General features: G+C 45.9%; 27 protein-coding genes. 13 read left to right on the top strand and 14 right to left on the bottom strand.

All coding sequences use genetic code 11. From position 1 onward, the window contains the following. Positions 1-13 precede the first annotated feature (13 nt). The 3 genes from FN782_RS07225 to FN782_RS07215 form a co-directional block, all read right to left on the bottom strand. Positions 14-196, bottom strand: coding sequence for a hypothetical protein (locus tag FN782_RS07225; RefSeq protein ID WP_142505114.1), 183 nt, complete (start codon positions 194-196; stop codon positions 14-16). 122 nt (positions 197-318) lie between these two features. Beyond that, the gene (locus tag FN782_RS07220; RefSeq protein ID WP_142505113.1) at positions 319-735 is read right to left on the bottom strand and encodes a CoA-binding protein; all 417 of its coding nucleotides are present in this window, start codon (positions 733-735) and stop codon (positions 319-321) included. A 409-nt stretch (positions 736-1,144) separates the two neighbouring features. Next, positions 1,145-1,372 (bottom strand): DUF2508 family protein, encoded by a 228-nt coding sequence (locus FN782_RS07215; protein ID WP_142505112.1) that lies wholly within the window; start codon positions 1,370-1,372, stop codon positions 1,145-1,147. Between the two features lie 198 nt (positions 1,373-1,570). Here FN782_RS07215 and FN782_RS07210 point away from each other — a divergent pair, with 198 nt between their 5' ends. After that, on the top strand, positions 1,571-2,110 hold the full coding sequence (locus FN782_RS07210) for a superoxide dismutase family protein (protein ID WP_185956114.1): 540 nt from the start codon (positions 1,571-1,573) through the stop codon (positions 2,108-2,110). A 57-nt stretch (positions 2,111-2,167) separates the two neighbouring features. Here the strand turns inward: FN782_RS07210 and FN782_RS07205 are convergent, their stop codons facing one another. Beyond that, positions 2,168-3,196: an NADH:flavin oxidoreductase/NADH oxidase gene (locus FN782_RS07205; protein ID WP_142505110.1), complete on the bottom strand. Its 1,029-nt coding sequence runs from the start codon at positions 3,194-3,196 to the stop codon at positions 2,168-2,170. Between the two features lie 207 nt (positions 3,197-3,403). Further along, a complete protein-coding gene (locus tag FN782_RS07200; protein ID WP_142505109.1) occupies positions 3,404-4,081 on the bottom strand; it encodes a protein kinase family protein in 678 nt (225 codons plus the stop codon). A gap of 242 nt (positions 4,082-4,323) precedes the next feature. Here FN782_RS07200 and FN782_RS07195 point away from each other — a divergent pair, with 242 nt between their 5' ends. Next, positions 4,324-4,647: a phasin family protein gene (locus FN782_RS07195; protein ID WP_142505108.1), complete on the top strand. Its 324-nt coding sequence runs from the start codon at positions 4,324-4,326 to the stop codon at positions 4,645-4,647. Between the two features lie 42 nt (positions 4,648-4,689). Further along, positions 4,690-6,360: an ABC1 kinase family protein gene (locus FN782_RS07190; protein WP_142505107.1), complete on the top strand. Its 1,671-nt coding sequence runs from the start codon at positions 4,690-4,692 to the stop codon at positions 6,358-6,360. Positions 6,361-6,446: 86 nt separating this feature from the next. Here FN782_RS07190 and mraY read toward each other — a convergent pair whose 3' ends face one another. Continuing rightward, positions 6,447-7,442, bottom strand: coding sequence for a phospho-N-acetylmuramoyl-pentapeptide-transferase (gene mraY, locus FN782_RS07185; protein WP_142505322.1), 996 nt, complete (start codon positions 7,440-7,442; stop codon positions 6,447-6,449). A 779-nt stretch (positions 7,443-8,221) separates the two neighbouring features. On the opposite strand from mraY, the gene FN782_RS07180 reads away from it, so the two are divergent. Continuing rightward, on the top strand, positions 8,222-9,274 hold the full coding sequence (locus FN782_RS07180) for an LCP family protein (RefSeq protein ID WP_246064888.1): 1,053 nt from the start codon (positions 8,222-8,224) through the stop codon (positions 9,272-9,274). Between the two features lie 125 nt (positions 9,275-9,399). Further along, positions 9,400-10,467 (top strand): LCP family protein, encoded by a 1,068-nt coding sequence (locus FN782_RS07175; protein WP_142505105.1) that lies wholly within the window; start codon positions 9,400-9,402, stop codon positions 10,465-10,467. A gap of 55 nt (positions 10,468-10,522) precedes the next feature. Here the strand turns inward: FN782_RS07175 and nhaC are convergent, their stop codons facing one another. Next, the gene (nhaC, locus tag FN782_RS07170) at positions 10,523-11,929 is read right to left on the bottom strand and encodes a Na+/H+ antiporter NhaC (RefSeq protein WP_246064887.1); all 1,407 of its coding nucleotides are present in this window, start codon (positions 11,927-11,929) and stop codon (positions 10,523-10,525) included. Positions 11,930-12,107: 178 nt separating this feature from the next. On the opposite strand from nhaC, the gene FN782_RS07165 reads away from it, so the two are divergent. Next, the gene (locus FN782_RS07165) at positions 12,108-12,473 is read left to right on the top strand and encodes a hypothetical protein (RefSeq protein ID WP_142505104.1); all 366 of its coding nucleotides are present in this window, start codon (positions 12,108-12,110) and stop codon (positions 12,471-12,473) included. A 206-nt stretch (positions 12,474-12,679) separates the two neighbouring features. Here FN782_RS07165 and FN782_RS07160 read toward each other — a convergent pair whose 3' ends face one another. Beyond that, complete coding sequence (locus FN782_RS07160) at positions 12,680-13,609, bottom strand: SPL family radical SAM protein (RefSeq protein WP_142505103.1); 930 nt, start codon at positions 13,607-13,609, stop codon at positions 12,680-12,682. Between the two features lie 170 nt (positions 13,610-13,779). Between FN782_RS07160 and FN782_RS07155 the strand changes: the two genes are divergently transcribed. The 4 genes from FN782_RS07155 (at position 13,780) to FN782_RS07140 (ending at position 17,527) form a co-directional block, all read left to right on the top strand. Continuing rightward, a complete protein-coding gene (locus tag FN782_RS07155) occupies positions 13,780-14,292 on the top strand; it encodes a YfiT family bacillithiol transferase (protein ID WP_142505102.1) in 513 nt (170 codons plus the stop codon). Positions 14,293-14,495: 203 nt separating this feature from the next. Beyond that, a complete protein-coding gene (gene leuC / locus FN782_RS07150) occupies positions 14,496-15,908 on the top strand; it encodes a 3-isopropylmalate dehydratase large subunit (protein WP_142505101.1) in 1,413 nt (470 codons plus the stop codon). Positions 15,909-15,921: 13 nt separating this feature from the next. Next, the gene (gene leuD / locus FN782_RS07145) at positions 15,922-16,542 is read left to right on the top strand and encodes a 3-isopropylmalate dehydratase small subunit (protein WP_142505100.1); all 621 of its coding nucleotides are present in this window, start codon (positions 15,922-15,924) and stop codon (positions 16,540-16,542) included. Positions 16,543-16,666: 124 nt separating this feature from the next. Beyond that, positions 16,667-17,527 carry a dimethylarginine dimethylaminohydrolase family protein gene (locus tag FN782_RS07140; protein WP_142505099.1) on the top strand — a complete coding sequence of 287 codons (861 nt, stop codon included), beginning with the start codon at positions 16,667-16,669 and terminating at the stop codon, positions 17,525-17,527. A 14-nt stretch (positions 17,528-17,541) separates the two neighbouring features. Here the strand turns inward: FN782_RS07140 and FN782_RS07135 are convergent, their stop codons facing one another. After that, positions 17,542-17,775 carry a YqgQ family protein gene (locus tag FN782_RS07135; protein WP_185956113.1) on the bottom strand — a complete coding sequence of 78 codons (234 nt, stop codon included), beginning with the start codon at positions 17,773-17,775 and terminating at the stop codon, positions 17,542-17,544. Positions 17,776-17,851: 76 nt separating this feature from the next. Between FN782_RS07135 and FN782_RS07130 the strand changes: the two genes are divergently transcribed. After that, complete coding sequence (locus tag FN782_RS07130; protein ID WP_142505098.1) at positions 17,852-18,241, top strand: hypothetical protein; 390 nt, start codon at positions 17,852-17,854, stop codon at positions 18,239-18,241. Positions 18,242-18,268: 27 nt separating this feature from the next. Here FN782_RS07130 and FN782_RS07125 read toward each other — a convergent pair whose 3' ends face one another. Both FN782_RS07125 and speE read right to left on the bottom strand, forming a co-directional pair. Next, positions 18,269-18,841 carry a biotin transporter BioY gene (locus FN782_RS07125; protein ID WP_142505097.1) on the bottom strand — a complete coding sequence of 191 codons (573 nt, stop codon included), beginning with the start codon at positions 18,839-18,841 and terminating at the stop codon, positions 18,269-18,271. 104 nt (positions 18,842-18,945) lie between these two features. Then, positions 18,946-19,824 (bottom strand): polyamine aminopropyltransferase, encoded by an 879-nt coding sequence (gene speE, locus FN782_RS07120; RefSeq protein ID WP_142505096.1) that lies wholly within the window; start codon positions 19,822-19,824, stop codon positions 18,946-18,948. 264 nt (positions 19,825-20,088) lie between these two features. Here speE and FN782_RS07115 point away from each other — a divergent pair, with 264 nt between their 5' ends. Next, positions 20,089-20,877, top strand: coding sequence for a S1C family serine protease (locus FN782_RS07115; protein ID WP_246064886.1), 789 nt, complete (start codon positions 20,089-20,091; stop codon positions 20,875-20,877). A 281-nt stretch (positions 20,878-21,158) separates the two neighbouring features. On the opposite strand, the gene FN782_RS07110 is transcribed toward FN782_RS07115, so the two are convergent. Together FN782_RS07110 and FN782_RS17265 are read right to left on the bottom strand one after the other, a co-directional pair. Next, positions 21,159-21,797, bottom strand: coding sequence for an SDR family oxidoreductase (locus tag FN782_RS07110; protein ID WP_142505095.1), 639 nt, complete (start codon positions 21,795-21,797; stop codon positions 21,159-21,161). A 429-nt stretch (positions 21,798-22,226) separates the two neighbouring features. Continuing rightward, the gene (locus tag FN782_RS17265; RefSeq protein WP_281285921.1) at positions 22,227-22,358 is read right to left on the bottom strand and encodes a hypothetical protein; all 132 of its coding nucleotides are present in this window, start codon (positions 22,356-22,358) and stop codon (positions 22,227-22,229) included. Between the two features lie 453 nt (positions 22,359-22,811). Here FN782_RS17265 and FN782_RS07105 point away from each other — a divergent pair, with 453 nt between their 5' ends. Continuing rightward, the gene (locus tag FN782_RS07105) at positions 22,812-23,342 is read left to right on the top strand and encodes a DinB family protein (protein ID WP_142505094.1); all 531 of its coding nucleotides are present in this window, start codon (positions 22,812-22,814) and stop codon (positions 23,340-23,342) included. A 183-nt stretch (positions 23,343-23,525) separates the two neighbouring features. Here FN782_RS07105 and FN782_RS07100 read toward each other — a convergent pair. Then, positions 23,526-23,849 (bottom strand): RNA-guided endonuclease TnpB family protein (locus FN782_RS07100; protein WP_142505093.1); only part of this gene is annotated, 324 nt, incomplete at its 5' end.

Genomic DNA, 23,849 nt, shown 5'->3' with positions numbered 1-23,849 from the left:
TTTCAGGAAGCGTTCAATGATATGGGGCCTTATGATGGTGTTGAATAGCTTGTTCAATGATTTCGCTGATATCTTCTCTATTTAAGGAACCGATATCATGAACGATCACTTCCGATTCCAGCTCTTCTTTTCGAAGAAGATCATACAAATCTGGAGATATTGTTAGAATTAAATCAGACAATTTCATCGTTTGCACAACTATCACCCCCAGATAGAAGTTCAGGTGCGGGGCTGACAGATCACTGTTTATCTATATTATGATTTTACATCCCAAAGGGTTGTCAATCCTTCATCCAAAATTTTCTCCATTTTGGCCCCTTATCGATTTCTGAGCAGAATGGTATGATCCACCTTTATACAGCGATCCATAATCACCATAAGCCCTCCCTCTTTTGCAATGGTAGCCGCTTTTTCATTGACAATCCCCTGCTGAAGCCATAACGCTTTGGCTCCTGCGGCTACAGCATCCTGTGCCACTGGTACACAATGTTCACTCCTGCGGAATACATTGACAATATCCACATCCTCTTCAATCTCCTGTACTGAGGCATAGGGTTTTTCACCGAGAACGGGCTCTTTTAATACGGGGTTAACGGGAAATATCCGATATCCTGCCTTCTGCAAGGCTTGAGCAATCATATGGCTGGTCCGATCAGTTTTGTCCGAAAGTCCGACAACGGCAATGTTTTTGGACTCACTCAACAGGCTGCGGATTTGATCCAGATCCGGATTCATTTAAAATCAACCCCCCCTCTTATCTGTTACTATAACGATTCAACAGGAAAAAAGAAACACTTTCTTCTGTATTCATCTTTGTGGATAATATAATTAGATATATATGATTATATATATCCACTATATATCCCCCATGGATAAAGGGCTGTCACATCCATTTCCTTCCCTCTCTTTGGTCTCCTATATGCTGACAGCCCTTTTTTAAGTGTAAAAAATCACCACCAAACAGGTGGTGTGACACTGAAGCGAGACAGGTCACTGCTCGACTGCACTAACGCGGATAGTCACTTCCTTTTTTTCAATGGTGCCATAAAATCTAAGGCATGTTCACACAAAAAGTGGACAGTCTTCATGATTGATGCAACCCGTCCTATCCATTCCATTTCCATAGGGTGTCTAATGAAAGGGATCAAATCACACTTCTCTTGTACTCTTTCAACTTTTTGATCAAAAATCCATACCGTTTTTCCAATGACTTCAACTCATAAATGACACTGTCCACCAAATCGGGATCAGTCGTATCATCCAGACGCTTTCTTACCCTGCCCCATTCTTGGTGAATCCGGTTCACTTCGTCACAAATTTCTTCATAGCCAGACTTTCGACTTTCCCCCGAAATCAAAAGCCACACAGCCATCAACCTCCAACATGAATCTGCAATCGCTTCTCTCTATTTCACACCCTATGTTCCAACCTTTTGCGATAGTCTGATGATATTAGATTCACCCAAAAAATATCAGGGGGTTCTGAACAGGCAAGAAGGTCGAAGCACATACCTGTCACCTTGTACGGGTTACGATCATATATTGGTTGGAGTATGGAAGGGGGAAAACAAATGTACGATATTCATACTTATTTCCCTTATGGTTACTCTGATCACAGAGAATGTTATGCCACCGCCATAGCCCACATTGCGGGAGGACCCTTGGCACCTAATCTTCGAGGGATTGTCCTGTTTCACAACGTTCCAGGTGGAACGGAGGTTTGTGCAAAGATCGTGGGACTTCCTCCCTATTCACCAGCGCAAAATGGAGAAGACCCTATTGGCCCTCACGGTTTTCACATCCATGAAAAGGGATCATGTGCGATAGGTGATCCAACAGATCCCTTTCAGGCAGCAGGTGATCATTGGAATCCCGATCAGCAGCCTCATGGCAACCATGCCGGAGATTTTCCCGTTCTTTTCTCCAACAATGGATATGCCTGGATGTGTTTTTACACCAACCGCTTCAAGGTACAAGACATTGTTGGAAAAGCAATCATTATCCATCAAAACCCTGATGACTACCGTACACAGCCCGCCGGTGATGCAGGAAAGCGATTAGCCTGCGGAATCATCCAATGGCATTCTCAACCGTTGCATAACTCCCTGTAAGAAGACTACACTCATAGACAGTACACAGACCCTCTAGAAGAGGATCTGCGCTCTTTTTCAAGAATGAAATGCCCGCTGATAGGGATGGGGAAGAAGATTCTCTTTTCCAAGAGAAAGAGCGGCATCAGAAGCCCAGTATGGATTCTTCAACATCGCCCGTCCGATGGCCACAAGATCAGCATGCCCATTTTGAATGACCATTTCCGCCACCTTTGGTTCTTCCAAGTGACCAACAGCGACCACTGGAACGTCTACCGCTTCACGAACGGCGGCAGCATAAGGAACCTGGTAACCTGGAGAAGCAACGCGAACGGGAGGACGGCTGGAAGGGGCCTCTCCACCTGAACTGAGGTCAAAAGCATCCACCCCTAAAGCATGAAACCGACGACACCGTTCCACGGTTTCCACCAAGGTATATCCACCTTCAGCATATTCAACCGCAGACAGACGCATCATTAATGGCATTTCATCAGGAATACGCTCACGGACAGCTCGAATCACTTCTTCAGCAAAGCGGTTAGGGTCACCGTATTCGTCACTGCGTCGGTTGGAAATACGGGAGATAAACTGGTGAATCAGATATCCATGGGCACCATGAAGCTCCACTGTATCCGCACCAGCTTTCACGGCACGCTCTGCCCCTAGGGCAAATAACTCCACCATCTCCTGAACCTCACCCCGGCTTAATTCATGGGGAACCCGAAAGCCTTCCTTAAATGGAACGGGCGACGGAGCCACCGGTTTCAAACACTCAGACTCCGCTTTTCTCCCGGCATGAGCGATTTGTATACCCACTTTTGCCCCGTACTGATGACAGGCATCGATGATGCGACGAAAAGCCGGAATCTGATCATCTGACCAAAGACCTAAATCCCGATCCGTAATTCGACCGTCAGGATGGACATTGGTCATCTCCATCATAATCAATCCTGTACCTCCGACAGCGCGGGAAACATAATGAACATCATGCCATTCTGTCGGCTTGCCATCTTTTGCTTCAACACTGTATTGGCACATGGGAGACATCATCACACGATTTTTCAACGTCATCTCTCTAAGGGAAAACGGATCAAAGAGTCCAGGCATGGAATCCCCTCCAACGTATTATCCTTAGAATGCTGGCTATATTTCGGATGGAACATCCTTTTCCACTCACCCAGCGGAGCCCCTGTAGGTTTCAGGTGTTTAGCGGACACACTGAGAGGGGGGGATCGACCCATTCAACCCTTTTGCTTAAGAACAGAGGGGCAAAAACAGAAATGTCATCCCCGATCCCCCATTTCATTAACCACCTCATTCTTTGAGGTTGTGCTTCCACAGTTGCAAAAACTGACGTCCAAACTTTATAAGTGAAAAATTTCCTTGCGCTTGATCCAAATAAGCGTTTTTCACTTGTTCTATCAGATTAACTGGAATTTTTCTCCCGGCAACCATCGGGTAAAATAAACGGTATCCCTGAACCAGGTGCTCCCAGCGCTTGTCATTTCCGTCCTTCAGATATTCGGATACATCCAGCAATTTGGCATGACCATTCTGTAAAAGAATATTTTTCAGATGAATATCTCTTGGATTCAGATTCCGGTTACGAGCATCGGTTCGGGCCTGCTCCACTTCTTCTATTACGGATTCCGGGATGAAAATCCCTTCTGCTAAACAGTCATAAAGTGTGGGACCCTGTTCATAACTCAGAACAAGAAAAGAATCATCCATACCAAAGCAGATAGGAAAATAGGGCGATCCATGAAGACGTAAGTATACTTCATATTCATTGAGTCGGGTTTGTTCCCGGCCCTCGACATACCGTTTAAATACCACTTCGGGATAAGACAGATGGCGTACAACCACCGCATCGGTACCTGTTCCAATCCATTCCAATTCTTCGGGAATAAATTGTACAATCACCGGTTGGTTTTCGACGCTGGGTCGGATGTCGATCTTGTCTATAAGCGGCTTGATCGGACTCCAAAACATGGGGTTCCCCCTCTGGTTGATAAAAAAGGCCTTGCCTCAAGGCAAAGCCTGTCGCTTCTCCTGTTAAGAAGACTTCGCTTCGACACCAATATACTTCTCGGAAACCGCTCTGTCAATGAGTTGTAGAATAGACTCGTTACAATGAGATCCTCTACATTGAAAGCTGATTATTTACACATTTTTAAGGGAAAAAGGGGATAAAGAGCCAAGGAACGAATGATATTTTAAAGGAGGGAATGACAATGAAAGACTTAGTGAAAAAGGGATTAGCTGCTGGTCTGGGGCTTGCCATTATCAGCAAGGAACAGACAGAAAAAACAGTGAAAGACTTGGTAAATCGCGGAGAATTGACACCTTCCGCCGGCCGTGAACTTTTGGATAAATTGATCGCTCGCGGGGAACAAGAACAAGAGCATCTGGATCAGCTCCTGAGAAAACGAATGAAAACCATCCTGAATGAAATGGAAATTGCCACCAAGGAAGATATTCAAAAAATGGAACAACAAATTCAAATCCTTAAAGATCAGCTGAACACTTCTGCAAATGATGAATCCGAACCTTCATGATCCCCTTCATCCATCGGAGATTGTTTTGAAGGAGTGCCTGTGATGTTTGGAAACAAAATACGAAATCTCAACCGCTACCGAGAAATCGTCTCCACCCTGGCTCGACACGGCTTTGGGTATTTATTGGATGAAATGGGTATTATCTCGAAACTCTCACTTCCAAGAAGCTCTGCTAGAACAAAACCCCAAGATCCCACCTCAATCGGCAGACATATCCGGGAAGCACTGGAAGAACTGGGGCCTGCCTTCATCAAACTGGGACAAGTTGCCGGAAGCCGTTCGGATCTGTTGCCGGAAGCCATCATTTCCGAATTGGAAAAGTTACAGGATCACGTCAGCCCCATGCCCTTTCATCAGGTTCAAAACATCCTGGTACAAGAGTTGGGAGATTATCACCAGTACTTCGCTGTCTTTGAGGAAAAACCCATAGCCGCCGCCTCCATCGGACAGGTCCACCGTGCCACCCTTTATACTGGACAAACTGTGGCAGTCAAGGTGCAACGCCCTGGAATTGCAGGAATCATCCAGCGTGATCTCAGTATTTTCCGGGAACTGGCTACTTTGGCTGAACAGCGGTTGGATTGGGGAACACAATATCAGGTTGGTAAATTGGTGGATGAGTTAGCCAAAGCTGTTCGGCAAGAATTAGACTTCACGGCTGAAGCCCGGCATATGGAGAAAGTGAGAAAACAATTTCACCAAGATGACCCTGTGGTCATTCCCCACGTGGACTGGGACATGACCACCCACCGGGTTTTGACCATGGAATACATTGATGGCATCCGTTTAAACCAGCTGGAAAAACTGGAACAAATGGGGCTGGACCGAAAAGTGCTTGCAGAGCGTTTGGTACAAGCTGTATTTCACCAGATTTTAATCAAGGGCTTCTTTCACAGTGACCCTCATCCGGGAAATTTATTCGCTCTTCCGGGCAATCAAATTGCCTTTATTGACTTCGGTATGGTGGGACGTCTCACCCCGGAAATGCACCGCCACTTTTCCTCGATGATTATTGCCATGATGCACCGAGATACCGATGGAGCCGTCCGAGCGATGCTGCGGATGGGGATGGTTCCAGAGAACGTGGACAGAGAATCTTTCTGGCTGGATGTAGATGAACTGAGCGACAAGTATTATGATGTCACTCTCTCCGATATCAGCCTTGCAGAGACGGTCAATGACCTGTTTCATCTCGCATTCAAGCATCGGATTCAGATTCCACCTGATTTGACTCTTTTGGGAAAAACCCTTCTTTCCTTGGAAAGCATTGTCAAGAAACTGGATCCGGAAATCAACATTACGCGGATCACCCGCCCCTTTGGACAGCAACTGCTAAAGCAACGATTCAATCCCCGGCGAATCATGCGTGAAACATGGAGACATGCAAACGATATCGGTCTAAGTTTGATGGAATTGCCCAAGCTTTTGAATCAACTGGCTGAGCACCTGCAAAAAGGACGGATTCAGGTGGATGTAAGCATCCCTCGGCTCAACCTTTTTCTCCGAAAGTTGGATCAGATTGTAAATCGCCTTTCCTACAGTATTGTCCTGCTTTCCTTCAGCATTATAATGTGCGGATTGATTATCGGTTCTTCTCTGACACGCCAACAAACACTCTTATGGAAAGTGCCTGCCATAGAGATTGGATTTTTTATTGCAGTCTTTATGCTGATGTGGCTGATTTACTCCATATTTAAGTCAGGTCGGCTATAGCGGAGAACAGGACCCAGATTGTTGTTGATGGAAGGCAATCAATGCAAAAAAAGACTCCGGTTGATACCTGGAGTCTTTTTTCACTGTCACACAAAAATCTCAATATAGATTCCCAGCGTTGCAAACAGACAACCAATCAGCCAAAAGGTGATGACGACACGCCACTCCGACCATCCTTTCAGCTCATAGTGGTGATGGAGCGGACTCATTCGGAACACTCTTTTCCCCCGAAATTTAAACGAAGTTACTTGAATCATAACAGACAGCGTCTCAATGACAAACACACCACCGATGATAACGAGCAAAAGCTCCGTTTTGGTAATGACCGCAAGTGCTGCCAAACCTCCCCCCAATGCCAAAGAACCGGTATCGCCCATAAACACTTTGGCAGGATTGGCATTGAATACCAGAAAAGCAAGAAGTGCTCCTGAAACGGAGGCGGAGAAAATCACCACATTCAAATTATCCTGAACCAACCCAATCACAGCGTATGCACCGTAAGCCACTGCTGCAGTTCCTGCCACAAGGCCATCCAATCCATCGGTCAGATTGACCGCATTGGATGCCCCGATCATCATCAATACTAGCAGAGGAAAGTACAGCCAGTTGAGTTCAAAAAATACATCGGTTCCTGGGATTCCAATAGTGGAGATCGCTTCATGGTCTCCTCGCACCAAGCGTACTTGGTACAGAATGCCAAACAATACCATTCCGATAAACACTTGCCCCAAGAGCTTCTGGCCGGCAGTCAATCCCAGATTTCTACGCATCACTACTTTGATGTAATCATCCATAAAACCCAGAATTCCATAACCCAGCGTAGCAAACAACAAAAAGAATAAATCGGATAAGCCCTTGTGTACATAGTTACCAAGAGGAATGGCAGTCAACACCAGAACCACCAGAAAAATAACTCCACCCATCGTCGGGGTTCCGGCTTTTTTTTGATGCCCTTTGGGACCTTCTTCCCGAATGGACTGTCCAAATTTCATTCTTCTCAGAACAGGTATTACAAAGGGACCCAGAATGACTCCCAGTCCGAACGAAATCGCCAAAGAAATGAGAATCATAGAATGAAGCATATTTCCTATCGCTCCTTCTGCCTCAACCATATCAAGTTCATTTGATGATGTGAGTCTGTAAATCAATATGAGGACATTAACAATGTATCAAACTGATTCCCGGATGAATAGAGGACCTTTTGACTATTTTCGTCTTAATCAAGGTTTTTCTATGAATCTATTTCACACACAAAAATTGATCATAACAAACCTCATTTGCCTTGTCTATACCACTGCAATCGACGAAGAGTTCCCCGATCCGGTGTTTCTGAATGAGTATTTAAACACTGTTCTTTCAGTGTATTTGCATACTTGCGTTTTTTATCTTGTCATATACCCCCAAATACCCTGTCTCCTTTTTTTAAAAAAAGAAAATCAACCAACCAAGGATATAGTCAGTTAGTCTTAAGGCTAAGACAATTATCCGGTTTTTCTTTTTTTATTCTTTTCCACTTTTCATTCCCTCACCGATTAGGTAATCTTATAATAGCAGGGAATACGCACTCCTTTTTTAGAGGGGAGAATTGGTTTTTTTCCACAAATCCAATCCCCATCCACCAAACCTCATGACTGGTTTTACAAGGTTCGATTACGAAACGAATCTGGCCTTTTCAGCGTTTTGATAGTAAATCATCTGTAACACAGACTACGATTCGGTTTCAAGCGGTCTGAAAAAATGATATACAAAGGTATAAGGAGAAATTTCAAGAACGCAAAGCGGGGTATGACCTATCGGACAGTCCAGGGTTGAATTTTCCAAAAAGAAAAAGAGACGTAAATTATGGCTACGGATTTTAGGCTTGTTTTTAATTGGAATCATTGGTACTTCCAGCTACTTTATTTACCAGGTTTGGGGGGCAGTGGATGATTCCTATGATCCTCTCAAACGGGACAAATCCAGCAAGCGTAAAAAAGAAGTAACCATGAAAGATCCATTTACAGTCATGTTCGTCGGGACCGATGTCCGATCTGCAAAGTCTGAAAATTGGCGATCAGATGTTCTGATCGTCGCGGCCGTCAATCCGAAAGAAAAATCGATTAAAATGGTAAGTATCCCACGGGATACACTGGCCCCGATCGCCAACACCCAAGGGAAGGATAAAATCAATTCGGCTGCTTCTTACGGCATCTCCAAAAACGTCGGTCCGATGACCAACACAGTGGAGACAGTGGAACATTTTCTGAACATCCCGATTGATTATTACGTAAAAGTAAACTTCAATGGATTTATCGAATTGGTGGATGCGGTTGGCGGTGTGGATGTCAATGTCCCCTTTGACTTCTCCATGCGACTTTTCTACAAAATGCAACACTATGAAAAAGGTCCGGCTCATTTGGACGGAACACGCGCCTTGGGATACGTCCGGATGCGTAAATCCGACCCCAGAGGAGATCAAGGGCGTAATGAACGACAGCGAGAAGTGATTCAGGCACTGATGTCCAAAATTGTTGATATCAAATCTGTTACCAAAATTGACGATATTCTCCAATCACTTGGAAGAAATGTAACCCACAATATGAAGTTGGAAGAATTGTATGAGCTCCAGGATATTTACCGCGCCATTCCCGATGAGAATACCGAGACATTAAAACTGAACGGAAGAAACAGCAAAGATAATCCCAAGGGAATCTGGTATTACATTGTGACGGATCAGGAACGTCTCCGGCTAAGCAATGTCATCCGAAAACAGCTGAAACTTCCTCTTCAGACACTTGACGGAAAACCTTATCAACCAACTGAATCTCAAAATCAAGAAGAGCAAGGAATGGAACAACAAGAGACAGGAACACAAACACCAACAGATCCCGCTCAGGGGAATCAGGGAATGACCCCACAAGGAAATCAGCCATAGAGAAAAACCTCCCAAATGGGAGGTTTTTTTATTAAAATATGGAATTCATAGTTGTTCATGAATAGATATCATTAGCTATGATTTTAAGATATACGTCCGCACTAGGTAAAAGTGGGGTGAGGTCAATGATTCCATCCAGAGTGGATTTTGCCAAAAAAAGACGGCGCAAATGGTGGTATCGGATGTTGGGTTTCTTCCTGATCGTTATACTGGCAATATGCAGTTATTGGATCTTTCAATTGTGGTACGCGATGGATGATTCCTTTGATGAACTCAATCGGGGGATCAAATCCAATAAACGGGACCAAAAGATTACCATGAAAGATCCCTTTACAATCATGTTTGTCGGCACCGACAACCGTAACGCCAAAGAAACATACTGGCGCCCCGATACCATTATGGTAATCGCGATCAATCCCGATCAGAAAACGATGAAGATACTCAGTATTCCACGGGATACCAAAACTGAAATTGCTAACACCAACGGCTGGAAAACAAAGATTAACGCTGCCGCTTATTATGGACTGAAGTCCAATGTGGGACCCATAACCAATACGGTGGAGACTGTAGAAAACCTCTTGAACATTCCCATCGACTATTATGTCAAAGTGAACTTCAATGGATTCATTGAGTTGGTGGATGCAGTTGGCGGTGTAGATGTCAATGTCCCCTTTGACTTTTCCATGCGTCTGTTTGATCAAATGCAATACTATAAAAAAGGTCCGGCCCATTTAAACGGAACACGCGCCTTGGGGTATGTACGGATGCGCAAATCCGACCCCGAAAATGACCTGGGACGTAACAAACGGCAAAGAGAAGTCATCCAATCTCTGATGAATAAACTGACCCGCTTTCAATCCATCGCCAAAATCAATGACATTCTCCAATCCCTCGGAAAAAACATTACCCATAACATGGAAATTAATGAAATGATTGCGCTACAGAAAATCTACCGTAACATTCCTCAGGATCACATCGAGACACTGGAAATCGATGGAGTCAACAGCAATAAGAATCCTAAGGGAATCTGGTACTACATTGTCTCAGACCAAGAGCGCCTTCAACTCAGCAACATCATCCGGAAACAACTGGAGCTTCCCTCTCAAACCCTGGACGGAAAATCATGGGGAACCACTTCCCTCCCAAATTCCAACAATCCCAAAAGGCAAGCGGAACGCACAGAGATTCAATAAAACCAACCTTCCGGATGATCAGAAAGGTTGGTTGATTTCTTTAAAATGACCCAACTTACCCATTGCTCTGGTCCTTGATACGAGGTAACGGAGTAAGGGTGAAACCGGTGACTGCAAACAGAATGGAAATCACGGGCACTAACAGGTTCATCACCGCATAGGGGGCATATTCGATCGCGTGAACACCCAATGTGCTGAATATAAAGACTCCACATGTACTCCAGGGCACAAAAGGAGAGGTTAAGGTACCTCCATCTTCCAGCGCACGGGACAAGTTTTTGGGATGAAGCCCTTTCTCACGGTAAGCATCTGCATACATCCGGGCTGGAATGACAATGGATATATATTGCTCCGAAGCGGTGACATTGGTAAGAAATGCTGAGCCCAGAGTGGATACAATCAGACCCTTTACGGACTTCACCAGTTTTAAAATCCGCTCCACAATCGCTTGCAGCATACCTGTTTGTTCCATTACGCCTCCAAATACCATGGCCACAATTGTCAGCGATACGGTGTACATCATCGACTCCAGACCGCCACGGTTTAAAAGCTCATCCGCCATCTTATTTCCCGATTCCATGGAAAAGCCTGTTTGAAGCGTATTCACCGCTTGACCAACAGGGTCACCCTGAATCACAATCTGGCACAAAAACCCTCCAAGGATTCCCACTACCAAAGCTGGAATGGCCGGAACCTTTCGCACAACTAAAACCATCACCAGAAGCGGAACCAGAAACAACCATGGAGATATCACAAAATGCTGTTCAAGTGCTGTCATCATCGCTTCCATTTTTGGTGTATTTACTGTATCAGCAGAAAATTGCCATCCCAGATACCCATACACCCCCAAGGCGAGCAAAATCCCCGGTAAAGTGGTATAAACCATATGTCGGATATGATCAAACAATTGAACTCCTGTCAAACCGGAAGCCAGGTTCGTCGTATCGGACAAGGGAGACATCTTGTCACCAAAATAACTCCCCGATATAATGGCCCCCGCAACCATTGGAGCAGGTATCCCCATGCTGGTCCCAATTCCCATTCCCGCTACTCCAATGGTCCCCATCGTCGACCAAGAACTCCCAATTGAGAGGGAAACCACGGCACAAATCAATGTAATGGAGACAAGAAACATCGAAGGGGTAATCAGCTTTAAACCGTAATATACCATGGTCGCCACAATTCCCCCTCCGATCCAGGAACCAATTGTCAACCCAATCAGCATCAGAATGAGAATTGCGGGAAGAGCCAGGTAAATCCCTTGATAAAACCCGGATTCAATATCTGTCCATCGATATCCATTCTTCCAGGCAATCAGTGAAGCGATAATTGTTCCCACAACCAACGGAATATGGGGACTCCCTTTAAAAACGATAATTGTAAAAGCCATTGACAGAATCATAATGATCAGAGGAACCATTGCCCAGCCAAAAGATATCTGCTGCTTGTTTTGGTTTGACATCGCGCACTCTCCTCCTTTAATACACTAAAACATTCTACCAAAATATCGGGCAAATAGGAGGAAACATATAATGGTATTTCATGTTATCTCATCACTTATTTCTTTCAAAATGTCATTTTCCTGCATCCCCATCGGGAAAATGGGCAGATTAAATCATGTGAAAGGAGGCATTTGCCTTATGGGAGAGCGTAATGTTATTGCATTTTTCCGAACGGAAAGACAGGCAAAAAAAGCCGTACAACAATTGAAAGCACAGGGATTTGAAACGGTTGACTGCTCACGCTTTTCCCTGAGCCCAAAAGAAGACGGAAGCGACTTGGACAATCCCATCGCCGAGCCTCCCTCCTCTCTTTCAACCATTACCGGAGCACCTGTGACAAGTCGAGACGCAGGTATTCTAAAAGCCGCCGACATCCATTCCAGTGGCATGGCGGACGGGAGTGATGAGTTTGGTGCAGAGGATCTGTCCGTCACAGTCGTAACGGATGAGGAACACTTTGAAAAAGCGGAGGCCATTCTGAAACAAATGGGTGGACGGCTCTGATATGGATACAGTCCTACATACAGCCAGATGAACCGTCCAACACCAAACAAGCGACTGCCCATTCAGGGACAGTCGCTTGTTTTTTGGGCATTATTCATAAAATGGCTTTCTACACATCTCAAAATCGTTAACAATCCTCACCACAATGATGAAATCAACCAGAAAGCCAAAAGTACAGATCCGCATCCATTTTCTTCCCTTTCACTTCAGAACAGACTTAACTGTACAGGTGCTTCCTGATCTGTTTGGGAAACTCTCTCTCTTTTCTCTCCGTTTTCAGGAAGATGAGTGGGTACTCCCTGTTCTTCCGCCATATGATGGATTCTCTTTAATATCTTGTTTCGATAGTCCAGCGGCGCCAGGGCACTCTCTTGATACAAACGAACCATCTGAAGGTTGATGTTGGGAAACGCTAACCGCATTTGCCGAAAAAACCAACTTTTCACTTCCGGACGAAGGCGGAGAAAAGAAGGTACTACAAATTGAGCCTGATGTTTTGCAGCCTGTTCCAACACTTCCCGCAATTGATCCTCCGAATCCGTCAGATACGGAATAACTGGAGCAAGAAAGATCCCGGCTGAAATTCCTGCCTGGTTCAATTCCTGAACCGTATGGAACCGTTGTTGAGGGTGTGGGGAAGAAGGTTCTGTTTTTCTCCAAATCGTCTCATCCAACGTATTGATACTGATCTGGACCGAGTCAATCTTCATTTCTTTTAGGAGATCAAGGTCTCTTAAAATCAGCGGAGAGCGGGTGGTAATACTGCAAGGAATTCCATACTCCAACAAAACCTCCAGAATGGATCGGGTAAGCTGCAGTCTTCCCTCCAACTGTTGATAAGGGTCTGTCACTGTCCCAACAGCAATCTGACCACCTTTCCATTTTCCCCGCTTCAACTCCTGTCGGAGTACTTCTGCTGCATTCCGTTTGACAATAATGTTATTTCGAAAACTGTCGTCCGCATGAAATCCCAACCAAGAGTGAGTCGCTCGCGCATAGCAAAAATGACATCCGTGACCGCAGCCCCGATAAGGATTAATCGACCAATCAAAGGGCATGCGTTCATCTTTCACCCGATTCAGAACCGATTGGGGGCGTGCCGGAAACCAACGGTCCGGTAATTGACCGTTTTGCATTATTTACACCTCACAAAGGAACAGGAACGTTTGTTCTAAATCTTATCACAAAGGAACCCATGTTGTATATTGTATTTTTGCCATATGGCTCATCCACTGATACAATGAAATAAAATTATGAAAATGAATTCAATTTGTTTCATTCTTAATCTGGGAGGAGGGATGTGGTCTTGGAAGCCTTACGCTATCCGATCGGGCGATTTGATGTGTCCCGGCAAAAAGAGTCCACTGAATGGCACATCTGGATGTTGGGAGTGATTCCTGATCTTTTAAGAGATGCCATCTCAGGTATGACATCGGAACAGTTGGATACACCCTATCGTTCAGGTGGATGGACCATCCGCCAAATTGTTCACCACTTTGCAGACAGTCACATGAATGGGTATGCCCGTTTCAAACAGGCACTTACTGAGGATCAACCTACCATTTCTCCATATAACCAAGACCGTTGGGTGGAATTGTCCAGTGAGATCCCAATGGAGACATCGCTGGATCTGCTGGATTCCCTTCACCAATGTTGGGTAAACCTCTTACACACAATGCGACCCGAACATTTCCAAAAAGGATATGTTCACCCGGAAGAAGGGTTTCTTTCATTGGACACCGCTCTTCGCCTCTACTCATGGCATGGACGACACCATCTCGCCCAAATCACTTCTTTTCGGGAACGTATGAATATTTAAAGTGTCCTCGTTGGAAATCTGGATATCCAAAAATCACCCACTTATAAAGTGGGTTTTTTAAGTGATCTCATCTTTTACCTTATCACAGCGTTTCAGAAACAAATTTTCGGTATTGCGCAATTTGTAAAGTTTGCTACAATAGCAACAATATATTTTTTTATCGGGCATCTCAGGTTCCCGTAGAAAACGAAGAGGTGAGCGAATTGAAACCACGAACACTGTTTGAAAAAGTGTGGGACCGTCATGTGATCGATCAAGAAGAAGGAAAACCTGCAACACTCTATATCGATTTGCACCTTGTCCACGAAGTAACCTCGCCTCAGGCGTTTGAGGGCTTGAGGCTCAATGGGCGAAAAGTCCGCCGGCCAGACCTGACTGTCGCCACGATGGATCACAATGTGCCCACCACCAACCGCAATCTGCCCATCACCGACGAAACATCCGCCAAACAGATGAATACATTGGCCAAAAATTGTAAGGAATTTGGAATTCGACTGTACGACCTGGACGATCCCGGCCAGGGAATTGTTCATGTGATCGGTCCGGAGCTGGGACTTACACTACCCGGTAAAACCATTGTTTGCGGAGACAGCCATACCTCCACCCATGGTGCGTTTGGAGCACTCGCTTTTGGAATTGGTACCAGTGAAGTGGAACATGTACTTGCCACACAATGCTTGCAACAGCTGAAACCGCAAACCATGGAAGTTCATGTAAAAGGAACGCTTTCTCCAGGCGTTACTGCCAAGGATGTCATCCTGGCCATCATTTCTGAGATTGGAACCGATGGAGCAACCGGAACGGTCATTGAATATACCGGAGAAGCCATTCGCAATATGAGCATGGAAGAGCGGATGACGGTTTGTAATATGTCCATTGAAGCCGGTGCCCGTGCTGGAATGGTTGCCCCCGATGAAACAACTTTTCGTTATTTGGAAAACCGCACCTTCGTCCCCAAGGGAGAGGCTTTTGAACAGGCAAAACAATTGTGGCGTCAACTGCAAACTGATGAAGGCGCCAGTTATGACAAGCGGGTGGTGCTGGATGCATCCAACATTGCCCCTCAAGTCACTTGGGGAACCAGCCCCGGAATGGGAAGCGCTGTAACCGATCGGGTTCCGGACCCCGATTCTTTCCAATCGGATGCAGAAAGAAAGTCAGCCCGTCGTGCATTGGAGTATATGGGGCTGAAGCCTGGCACACCGATGAGCGAGATCCCGGTTGACCGAGTCTTTATCGGTTCCTGCACCAACTCACGACTGGAAGACCTGCGAATGGCTGCACAAGTTGTTAAACACCGCAAAGTGGCTCCTGGAGTGCGGGCCATGGTCGTCCCCGGTTCTCAAGAGGTTAAGAAACAGGCAGAAGCAGAAGGGCTTCATGAAATCTTTCTTCATGCCGGTTTTGAATGGCGGGAATCTGGTTGTAGCATGTGTCTGGCGATGAATGATGACGTGTTGAGTGAAGGAGAACGTTGCGCCTCTACATCCAACCGCAATTTTGAAGGACGACAAGGGCGGGGGGGACGTACCCATCTGGTCAGTCCGATGATGGCAGCAGCAGCAGCTGTCCATGGACATTTCGTCGATATCCGGAACTGGACATTTAAAGACTGAAGGAGGGAAAACAATGGAAGCTTTTACCCAACACACCGGAAAAATTGTACCTTTGGATCGGGCCAATGTGGATACGGATCAAATCATCCCCAAACAGTTCCTGAAACGAGTGGAGAGAACCGGGTTTGGCCAATATCTTTTTTATAATTGGCGCTTTGACACCCAAGGAAACCCTGATCCAGACTTTGAATTGAATCAGGAGAAGTATGCCGACGGAAGCATTCTTCTCAGCGGGGCCAACTTTGGTTGTGGGTCTTCCCGCGAGCATGCCCCTTGGGCACTTCTGGATTATGGATTTCGTGTGGTGATCGCCCCGTCTTTTGCTGATATCTTCTATAACAATTGTTTCAAAAATGGAATCCTACCCATCCGACTCCCGGAAGAAACCGTAAACACCCTGTTTCAACGAGTGGCACAGGAGATCACCCATACGCTTACTGTGGACCTAGAAGCCAATAAAATGGAGGACCATAACGGCTTTTCCGCTGAATTTAAAGTGGAGCCCTATCGTCGATATTGTCTTTTAAACGGGCTGGACGATATCGCTGTGACCTTGCAAAAAGCAGATAAAATCAGCTCTTATGAAAAAAATCTTCCCTCGTACTACCAGGTTCAAGAGAAACAAAACCTGTAATCGGTCAAGACCACCGAACTTTTGGTGGTCTTTTTTGTTATGTCCATGATCCTTGGATAGGGATACATGGTTTTGTCTCAATGAGACAAGTTATAAAAAAATAAAAAATCATGGAGGTCTAACCATGGCCCAAGCCACTGAAACTGAAACCCGACATCTCCCCAGATGTTGGAACGAATACGCCCCCCTGAAACAGGTCATTCTCTGCCCTCCACGTTTTATTGAAATACGGGAAGTGATCAACCGAACCCAACGTCATTTCGCCAAAGAGAATATAGATCGTGAACGGGCTGAAAAGCAACACCGAATCCTGGTCAACACACTGAGAGATTTTAATGTTGAAGTGATTCTGTTAAACCCGGACTCCCGCTTTCCGGAACAGGTGTTTACACGCGATATCGGATTTACTTTGGGACCCCGACTCATCATTTCTCGGATGGATGAACCCATTCGCCAGGGAGAGGAAAGTGTCCTAAAAACTTCTCTGACAAAAAACGGGATTCCTTTCACCACGATCTCTACGGGAAACATCGAAGGCGGCGATGTCATCATCGATGGGGACACGGTTTATATCGGGGACAGTGGCCGAACGTCCATCAATGCAATTGAGGAAATCCGCCAGAACCTTCCCCATATGAACATTGTCAGCCTTTCATTCCCGGAAAAGTACCTTCACCTTGATTGTGTTTTCAATCCGCTTTCCCATCGGGAGGCGTTAATCTATCCACCCGCTTTCTCCAGATCCGATCTATCCCGGCTGGCAAGCCGCTATCATCTGATCGAAGTCAGCACGGAAGAACAATTTCAATTGGGCGTTAATGTTTTATCCATTGGCAACCGAAGGGTTCTTAGCCAACCCATCAATCCCATGGTAAACAAAAAGCTCCGTCAGCACGGATTTTCAGTTGTGGAGGTAGATCTATCGGAAATCATTAAATCAGGTGGTGCCTTTCGGTGTTGTACACTGCCACTGATTCGTGGCTAAGAAAAAAGACTGCGCTACAAGCAGTCTTTTTTCTTGACATCAACATTCGTTTCACGTCGTTTTTCCTGTTGAATACGTCCTTTCGCTTTTAAATAGGTTTCCTTTTCCAACAACCCTGCCTGAAACAAGTCAGCCAGTTCCGTTTCCATCAATTCTAAGTCTCCCAATCGGTCCCCTGTATAGACGGTAAATCCAAATCGTCGCAACAAATGTTTGATATCCATTAAATCCCGTATCTGCTCACCCATTCTGTCGCCACTCCCATTAAAATGATGGCCTAATTTATGATAAAATGAAATCAACTATGGGAAAAGGATGTGACCCATGCCTTACTCTGACTTTATCCAAGTAAAAGGAATGAAAGGCGAACTTCTTGTCTCACAAAAACAACATCGGCTGGGTTGTACGTTGACCACTCAGGAGTTGATCTTTCAAAAGCCGCATTTATCCTACCAGATCATGCTTTCTGATATATTAGGAATCACCCCTGTACCATCCACTCATGATGTTCCACGGATCAAATCACTCGCGAATACAGAAATTCGCCCTCTGTCTGTCAACCCATTTTATCGCATTACAACAAACCAAGTGTCCATCATTGACCGAACCGGTTCATCCACACGGGAAAGCACATGCTTAATGGTCCCCCTGTCCGATCGGTTTATACACTTTATTCAATTGCACACCGATTTGATCTCTCTCCCTTTTACCTGAAAAAAAGCCCGCCAAAAGGCTGGCTTTTCACGATTCTTCAGACGCTTGACCCCGTGGCCGGATAATGGGATAAGACCGATACAGACGGAGTGCCACGGAGGAAGCGACCAACGCTTTGACCAAATCGCCCGGTACAAAAGGAGCCACTCCTCCAATCAGTGCTGCATACCAATCCAATCCCACAGCATACATTAACCAAATCCCTCCACAGAAATAGACAAAAACGATTCCCCAAAGCACATGGTACACCGTCAGCTTCCAAAAGCGAAGTTCTGGAATCGTCCGCTCTGTCATCCATCCGATTAAATAAGCAGCCACTGGCCAACTCCAAATATATCCAGCAGTCGGTCCGGCAAGGGCTGCGATCCCACTTTTTCCTCCAGAAAGAACAGGTACCCCAAAAGCGGCGAGAACAATAAAAACCAGAACGCTCGTTGCCCCTAACCGGGCCCCTAATACAGAACCGGCCAACATGACCACCAGCGTCTGCAATGTAATCGGCACCGGAGGCAGGGGAATGGCGATCTGTCCAGACACAGCCAACAACGCTGCAAATACAGCCGCCAACGCCATATTACGAATCCGATTTGTCGTTTCCATCAATGGAAACCACCTCTCTATCCAATAATGAGTTCTATAAATGCCTTTAGCATAAAAAAGAGGCTGACAATTGTCAACCTCGTATGATCTATAAGTTTACAAAATTACTTAAGCAATTCTCTTACATAGACCGGAAGCTGAAAGCAAGCATCAAATATCTCCCGGTTCACATATCGATTATCCTTTAATTGAAGACGTTCTCTACCTTCCTGAAGTGGATCGTAGGATTTTGATGCAACCGTAAAGCTCCAAATGCCCCCCGGATAAGTGGGAACGGTGGCCAGATACGTCCTTACCACCGGAAACAGTTCCTTAAGAGACTGATGAACGCGGGTAAGAACATCCGGATGAAAGACGGGGGATTCACTTTGACAAACCATCAATCCATCTTCTTTCAAGGAATGGTAAACATCTTCATAAAAATCCTTTTCAAACAGAACGGCCCCTGGTCCCACCGGATCGGAAGAGTCCACAATCACTGCATCATAGACATGGGATTGATTGCGGATAAAGAGGGTCCCATCTTCATAATGCAATTGAACCCGTGGATCAAGCTCCCCCTCTCCAGCCACTTCCGGCAGATATTTTCGGCTGACCTCCACCACCACCGGGTCAATCTCCACCATATCCACATTCCGAACCGATGGGTACTTGACCGCTTCTCTGGCCACACCGCAATCCCCACCTCCAATAATGCAAATATCCTGTGGATGGGGATGGGTCGCCAACGGAATATGGGAAATCATCTCATTATAGATAAAGCCGTCCTTTTCGGTGGTCTGTACAATCCCGTCCAGAACCAATGCTTTCCCAAAACCTTCCGTCTCCACGACAGCGACTTCCTGGAAAGCCGAGTTCACCTGACAAAGCACCTGATTCACCTTCCAGGTGGACCGAAAACCGAAACGTTCTTCAGGATCAGACAACCAGAGTGTTCCACTCGCATCTTTAAAAAAACCTTGTCCCCCAAATGTATTTTCCATTCGTACCTCCTCATTTTTGCCCCTATTGTATCAAACCCCGATTCGGCAAAAAAGAAATCACTTTTACACCATTATGGATCATTTTAACGTCCTCTGAAAAGTCTCAATCCTTATCCACCATGAAAGATGGGTACACATCTATCTTTTTTATTTATGAAAAGAATGGGACGAACGCCCGAACTTCAGGACGTTTTCCCCAATAGGATAAGTAAGGTTGAGAAAAGGCTCTCAAAATGGCAAAACTCTTCCCATTTCCAGGGGAGAATGAGAGGAGGTAATGGTGCATCAAGCGGCTTTCAAGTCCGCCCAAAGCACCTGATCCATATGAGACAACCCCAACGGCGAAAAAGAACTGTGTATTCCCTGTCTGCCCATCATCCTGCTAACACCTTTGTCCCCGTCATCCGTAAAGTGAAACACTCTGTGGTGGCCATCTCAGCCGAAGAACGACAGAGTACTGCCACCTATTCCCTCTGGGACAGACTGCTCAGCGAATGGGGTGCAACCCCACTGGAAGAGCCACAAGAAAAAAAAAGGCAGTTTGGTGCGGGGTTTGTCATCTCCCCTCATGGATATATCCTGACCAATGAACATGTCATCCGCAAAGCGGAGCGAATCTCCGTCCATCTATACGACAAGAAACGCTCCCTGCCCGCCCGAATCGTCTGGACAGAGCCCCGTCACGACGTCGCCGTTATTCAAGTCCGTTCCTCCAACCCACTTCGCCCCCTCCCGCTGGGCTCCTCCCACCTTACGGAAGTGGGCGAATGGGCAATTGCTATCGGCAACCCCCTTGGACTTAATCATTCGGTTACGTTGGGAGTGATCAGCGGAAAGGATCGCCCCCTACAAGTTCAGAATCGTCGCTTTGAAAACGTGATCCAGACAGATGCTGCCATCAACCCCGGAAATTCCGGCGGACCTTTGATCAATGTCCTGGGGCAAGCGATCGGGGTCAATACCTTAATGGTTCATCCTTCCCAAAGCATCAGTTTTGCCATTCCCATCGATGAAGTAAAACCCCTGATCCGGTCTTATCTTGAACACAGATAAAGCCGCTCTCTGTGAGGAGCGGCTGAAAATGATTACACCACTCCACAACATCATGCGAATCTCTGGATAACGCTTTTGACGCGTTCATATGTCCACCCCAAAACCGCACCTATCCATCAAAAAAAGACACCCAGCATGCAACCGAATGTCCATAAAATACTCTTTTGGAGCGAAAACAGTACTAACCCCCTTGTGATGCTGTTGCCACTCTATGCTCTATCCGACCATTGCCTCCCTTTTGAAACCCATTCTTTTCCGTGCGGATCGGTAGCCTGTTTTCATTAGAAGGAGCGCAACGCCTCGGCAATAGGGATATCCCCAGTCAAAAGATCAAAGGAGCGCCGGTAGGTATGCTCCATTTCAAGAGCTTCCACAATCGTGGCAGCGACGTCGGCGCGGGGAATATTCCCAAATGTTTCCTTATTGTCCGGAATCATAATCGTTCCTTTCCCCGGTTCGTCTGTCAGTCGCCCCGGTCGAATGATGGTGTAGTTGAGCCCACTTTCCCGCAACCGTTCATCCGCACGACCCTTGGCTACAAAATAATGCCTCATTTTATCCGAACCTTGTTCCGGCCGATCAGCCATCATCGAACTGACCATAATAAAGCGGTCCACACTGTGAACCACTCCAGCATCAATGGTTTTAAACGCCCCGTCCAGATCGACCAAGAGGGTTTTATTCGCCCCGGTATGGCCACCGGAACCTGCCGTAAAAACGATTGCCTCACATCCCATCACCGCATCATCGATGGTTTGCTCCAGATCCGCTACCAACACCTCATCAGCACCCAATTTCACCATATCCGGTTGCTGCTGTTCATTACGGATCACAGCGCGCACCTGGTGGTCACTTTTTCCTAACAAATGAACGAGATGTCTTCCAATTTTTCCGTTTGCACCGATCACGGCAACCTTCATATGGAACACCCCTTATCAATCGAATGGATCAGATCAAAGGTTTCAGACACCAGCTCAAAGGTGCGCAGGCGGATCGAATATCTGAGCATTAACCATTATTTCATTTGCATGAGTGCGATCCGTTTCCACCGCCACCCGACCGATTACAACGGACGTCGCTGCACACATCTGGAATATTATGGCACCCAGTAACGGGTATACCCCCACCTTTCCGCATGGCGGGCCAAATCCAACGTGTTCTGTAAAGACTGGACAGGCTTGCTTCCTTGATTGATCAGGGACAGATCAAGCATCGCTTTGGGTCAAATCGTTTCAACTACTTTCTTCCAAATGATTGTCTCAGTTGATGAATCGTCCTGCAAGTCTTATTATGAAACACTTAACCCCAAAATAAAAGGTGGAAGATGGGAATAGACACCTGCAATATCGTCATCGCTGCTTTTCCATCAATGTTCCAGTTACATCCCATCGGGTTGCCGACAAGTTGTAAACCCCCTTTCGATTGGCTTTCAAGTAGGCACCATAATTCACAGAATTGACCGCAATAGAGTCCCGGTCCACAATCGCAAAATCCAAAAACGTTTCAAATAGGTCACGGACTTCCTCCGCTTCTTTCCGGTCAAAAGGTTCGATTGCAGGACTTCTTTGCTAATGAGGAGAAAACATTTGTTCGATGACAAATCAAAAAGTACCTCTCCTTTTGCCAACGCCTAAATGTGTTTAAAAAAGGGGGTGTTAATAAGATGATAAAAATAACTAAGTGATTTGCTATTTTAACAATCCTTGTCTAGTCTATTCTTCTACTACATGGTAAGCTATCGATAAGCAAGAGAGAACGGAAAAGCCTCACCGCCTGGGCCGAGTTTACGGCAAAGGGGGTGAAGGCGTATGAAATGGTTACATACCATTGGTCTTGTTTGAAATAAGTTCGACTCAATAGGATACCATGGCTCTCTCACCTCACAAGAGAACGATGAAAGCCCCCTATAAATCATGACAAAAAGGAGCCGGTCTATGAATTTTACGATGAGTGAAGCCCTTGAAGTTTTGGAGAGTACACCTCAAACATTGGAGGCTTTTTTATCGGGTTTATCGGATGATTGGTTGCGATGTAATGAAGGCGAGGGGACCTGGAACATCTCAGAAGTGATTGAACATCTCATTGAGGGGGATAAAAATAACTGGATACCCAGGCTGGAATTTATTCTTACGGAAGGTGAAAGCCAACCATTTCCCCCATTTGATCGCTATTCTCACTTGAGGGGAAAATCGGAGAGGACCATGGAAGAAAAGTTATGTGAGTTCAAAACGATTCGAATGCATAATACAACCAAGCTGAAATCTCTTATTAACGATGAACAGAATCTTGAAATGACGGGCTCTCACCCTGCATTGGGAGTAGTGAAGGTCAGAGAGCTGATTTCTACCTGGGTTGTCCATGATTTAACACACCTGGCGCAAATTGTACGGATTATGGCTGAGAGATACAGGGATGATGTTGGGCCTTGGAAAGAATACTTAGGGGTTTTGAAAAAAGAAGGATGACATCTGCCTTCTCCATAGATTCGGGGCGACTTATAAAAACCCGTACAAAGGAAAATAAAGCCTCTCTGACGCGAAAAAGATGATAAGACGAAAATGGCTTGTGGTTGCAAGTTTGACACTCCCCATGCCTGAAGGCAGGGGATTCTTGGGAGCTCCCGTCTACTGACAGGATCATATCCAAGCTTAAACGGTCTGCCCGACCGCAAGTACTCGAAGTCCTTCTTGCAAGATGTTTTTGGATGCATTGATGTCTCGGTCATGGTGAGAGCCGCACGTAGGGCATGTCCATGCTCGAAGGTTGAGGTTCTTTACATCCTTGTTTCGGTAGCCACAGGAAGAGCAAAGCTGACTAGAAGGGAACTGTTTCCCCACTTTCACCACGTTTCTTCCATGCCAGGCTGCCTTGTAGGTCAGCATCGCGACAAACTCCGACCACGAGGCATCCGTGATCGATTTGGCTAACTTGCGGTTTTTCACCATATGCTTTACTTGGAGGTCTTCGATACA

The sequence above is a fragment of the Melghirimyces algeriensis genome (genome assembly GCF_900182565.1).
GTDB lineage: Bacteria > Bacillota > Bacilli > Thermoactinomycetales > DSM-45169 > Melghirimyces > Melghirimyces algeriensis.
This window is presented reverse-complemented; position numbering and strand designations above follow the sequence as displayed.

What these genes read in the sequence shown, in the direction of transcription:
- FN782_RS07220 (WP_142505113.1), bottom strand. Translation starts at nt 735, where the DNA reads ATGAATCCGGATCTGGATCAAATCCGCAGCCTGTTGAGTGAGTCCAAA.
- FN782_RS07215 (WP_142505112.1), bottom strand. Translation starts at nt 1,372, where the DNA reads ATGGCTGTGTGGCTTTTGATTTCGGGGGAAAGTCGAAAGTCTGGCTAT.
- FN782_RS07210 (WP_185956114.1), top strand. Translation starts at nt 1,571, where the DNA reads ATGTACGATATTCATACTTATTTCCCTTATGGTTACTCTGATCACAGA.
- FN782_RS07205 (WP_142505110.1), bottom strand. Translation starts at nt 3,196, where the DNA reads ATGCCTGGACTCTTTGATCCGTTTTCCCTTAGAGAGATGACGTTGAAA.
- FN782_RS07200 (WP_142505109.1), bottom strand. Translation starts at nt 4,081, where the DNA reads ATGTTTTGGAGTCCGATCAAGCCGCTTATAGACAAGATCGACATCCGA.
- FN782_RS07195 (WP_142505108.1), top strand. Translation starts at nt 4,324, where the DNA reads ATGAAAGACTTAGTGAAAAAGGGATTAGCTGCTGGTCTGGGGCTTGCC.
- FN782_RS07190 (WP_142505107.1), top strand. Translation starts at nt 4,690, where the DNA reads ATGTTTGGAAACAAAATACGAAATCTCAACCGCTACCGAGAAATCGTC.
- mraY (WP_142505322.1), bottom strand. Translation starts at nt 7,442, where the DNA reads ATGCTTCATTCTATGATTCTCATTTCTTTGGCGATTTCGTTCGGACTG.
- FN782_RS07175 (WP_142505105.1), top strand. Translation starts at nt 9,400, where the DNA reads ATGATTCCATCCAGAGTGGATTTTGCCAAAAAAAGACGGCGCAAATGG.
- nhaC (WP_246064887.1), bottom strand. Translation starts at nt 11,929, where the DNA reads ATGTCAAACCAAAACAAGCAGCAGATATCTTTTGGCTGGGCAATGGTT.
- FN782_RS07165 (WP_142505104.1), top strand. Translation starts at nt 12,108, where the DNA reads ATGGGAGAGCGTAATGTTATTGCATTTTTCCGAACGGAAAGACAGGCA.
- FN782_RS07160 (WP_142505103.1), bottom strand. Translation starts at nt 13,609, where the DNA reads ATGCAAAACGGTCAATTACCGGACCGTTGGTTTCCGGCACGCCCCCAA.
- leuD (WP_142505100.1), top strand. Translation starts at nt 15,922, where the DNA reads ATGGAAGCTTTTACCCAACACACCGGAAAAATTGTACCTTTGGATCGG.
- FN782_RS07140 (WP_142505099.1), top strand. Translation starts at nt 16,667, where the DNA reads ATGGCCCAAGCCACTGAAACTGAAACCCGACATCTCCCCAGATGTTGG.
- FN782_RS07135 (WP_185956113.1), bottom strand. Translation starts at nt 17,775, where the DNA reads ATGGGTGAGCAGATACGGGATTTAATGGATATCAAACATTTGTTGCGA.
- FN782_RS07130 (WP_142505098.1), top strand. Translation starts at nt 17,852, where the DNA reads ATGCCTTACTCTGACTTTATCCAAGTAAAAGGAATGAAAGGCGAACTT.
- FN782_RS07125 (WP_142505097.1), bottom strand. Translation starts at nt 18,841, where the DNA reads ATGGAAACGACAAATCGGATTCGTAATATGGCGTTGGCGGCTGTATTT.
- speE (WP_142505096.1), bottom strand. Translation starts at nt 19,824, where the DNA reads ATGGAAAATACATTTGGGGGACAAGGTTTTTTTAAAGATGCGAGTGGA.
- FN782_RS07115 (WP_246064886.1), top strand. Translation starts at nt 20,089, where the DNA reads ATGAGAGGAGGTAATGGTGCATCAAGCGGCTTTCAAGTCCGCCCAAAG.
- FN782_RS07110 (WP_142505095.1), bottom strand. Translation starts at nt 21,797, where the DNA reads ATGAAGGTTGCCGTGATCGGTGCAAACGGAAAAATTGGAAGACATCTC.
- FN782_RS07105 (WP_142505094.1), top strand. Translation starts at nt 22,812, where the DNA reads ATGAATTTTACGATGAGTGAAGCCCTTGAAGTTTTGGAGAGTACACCT.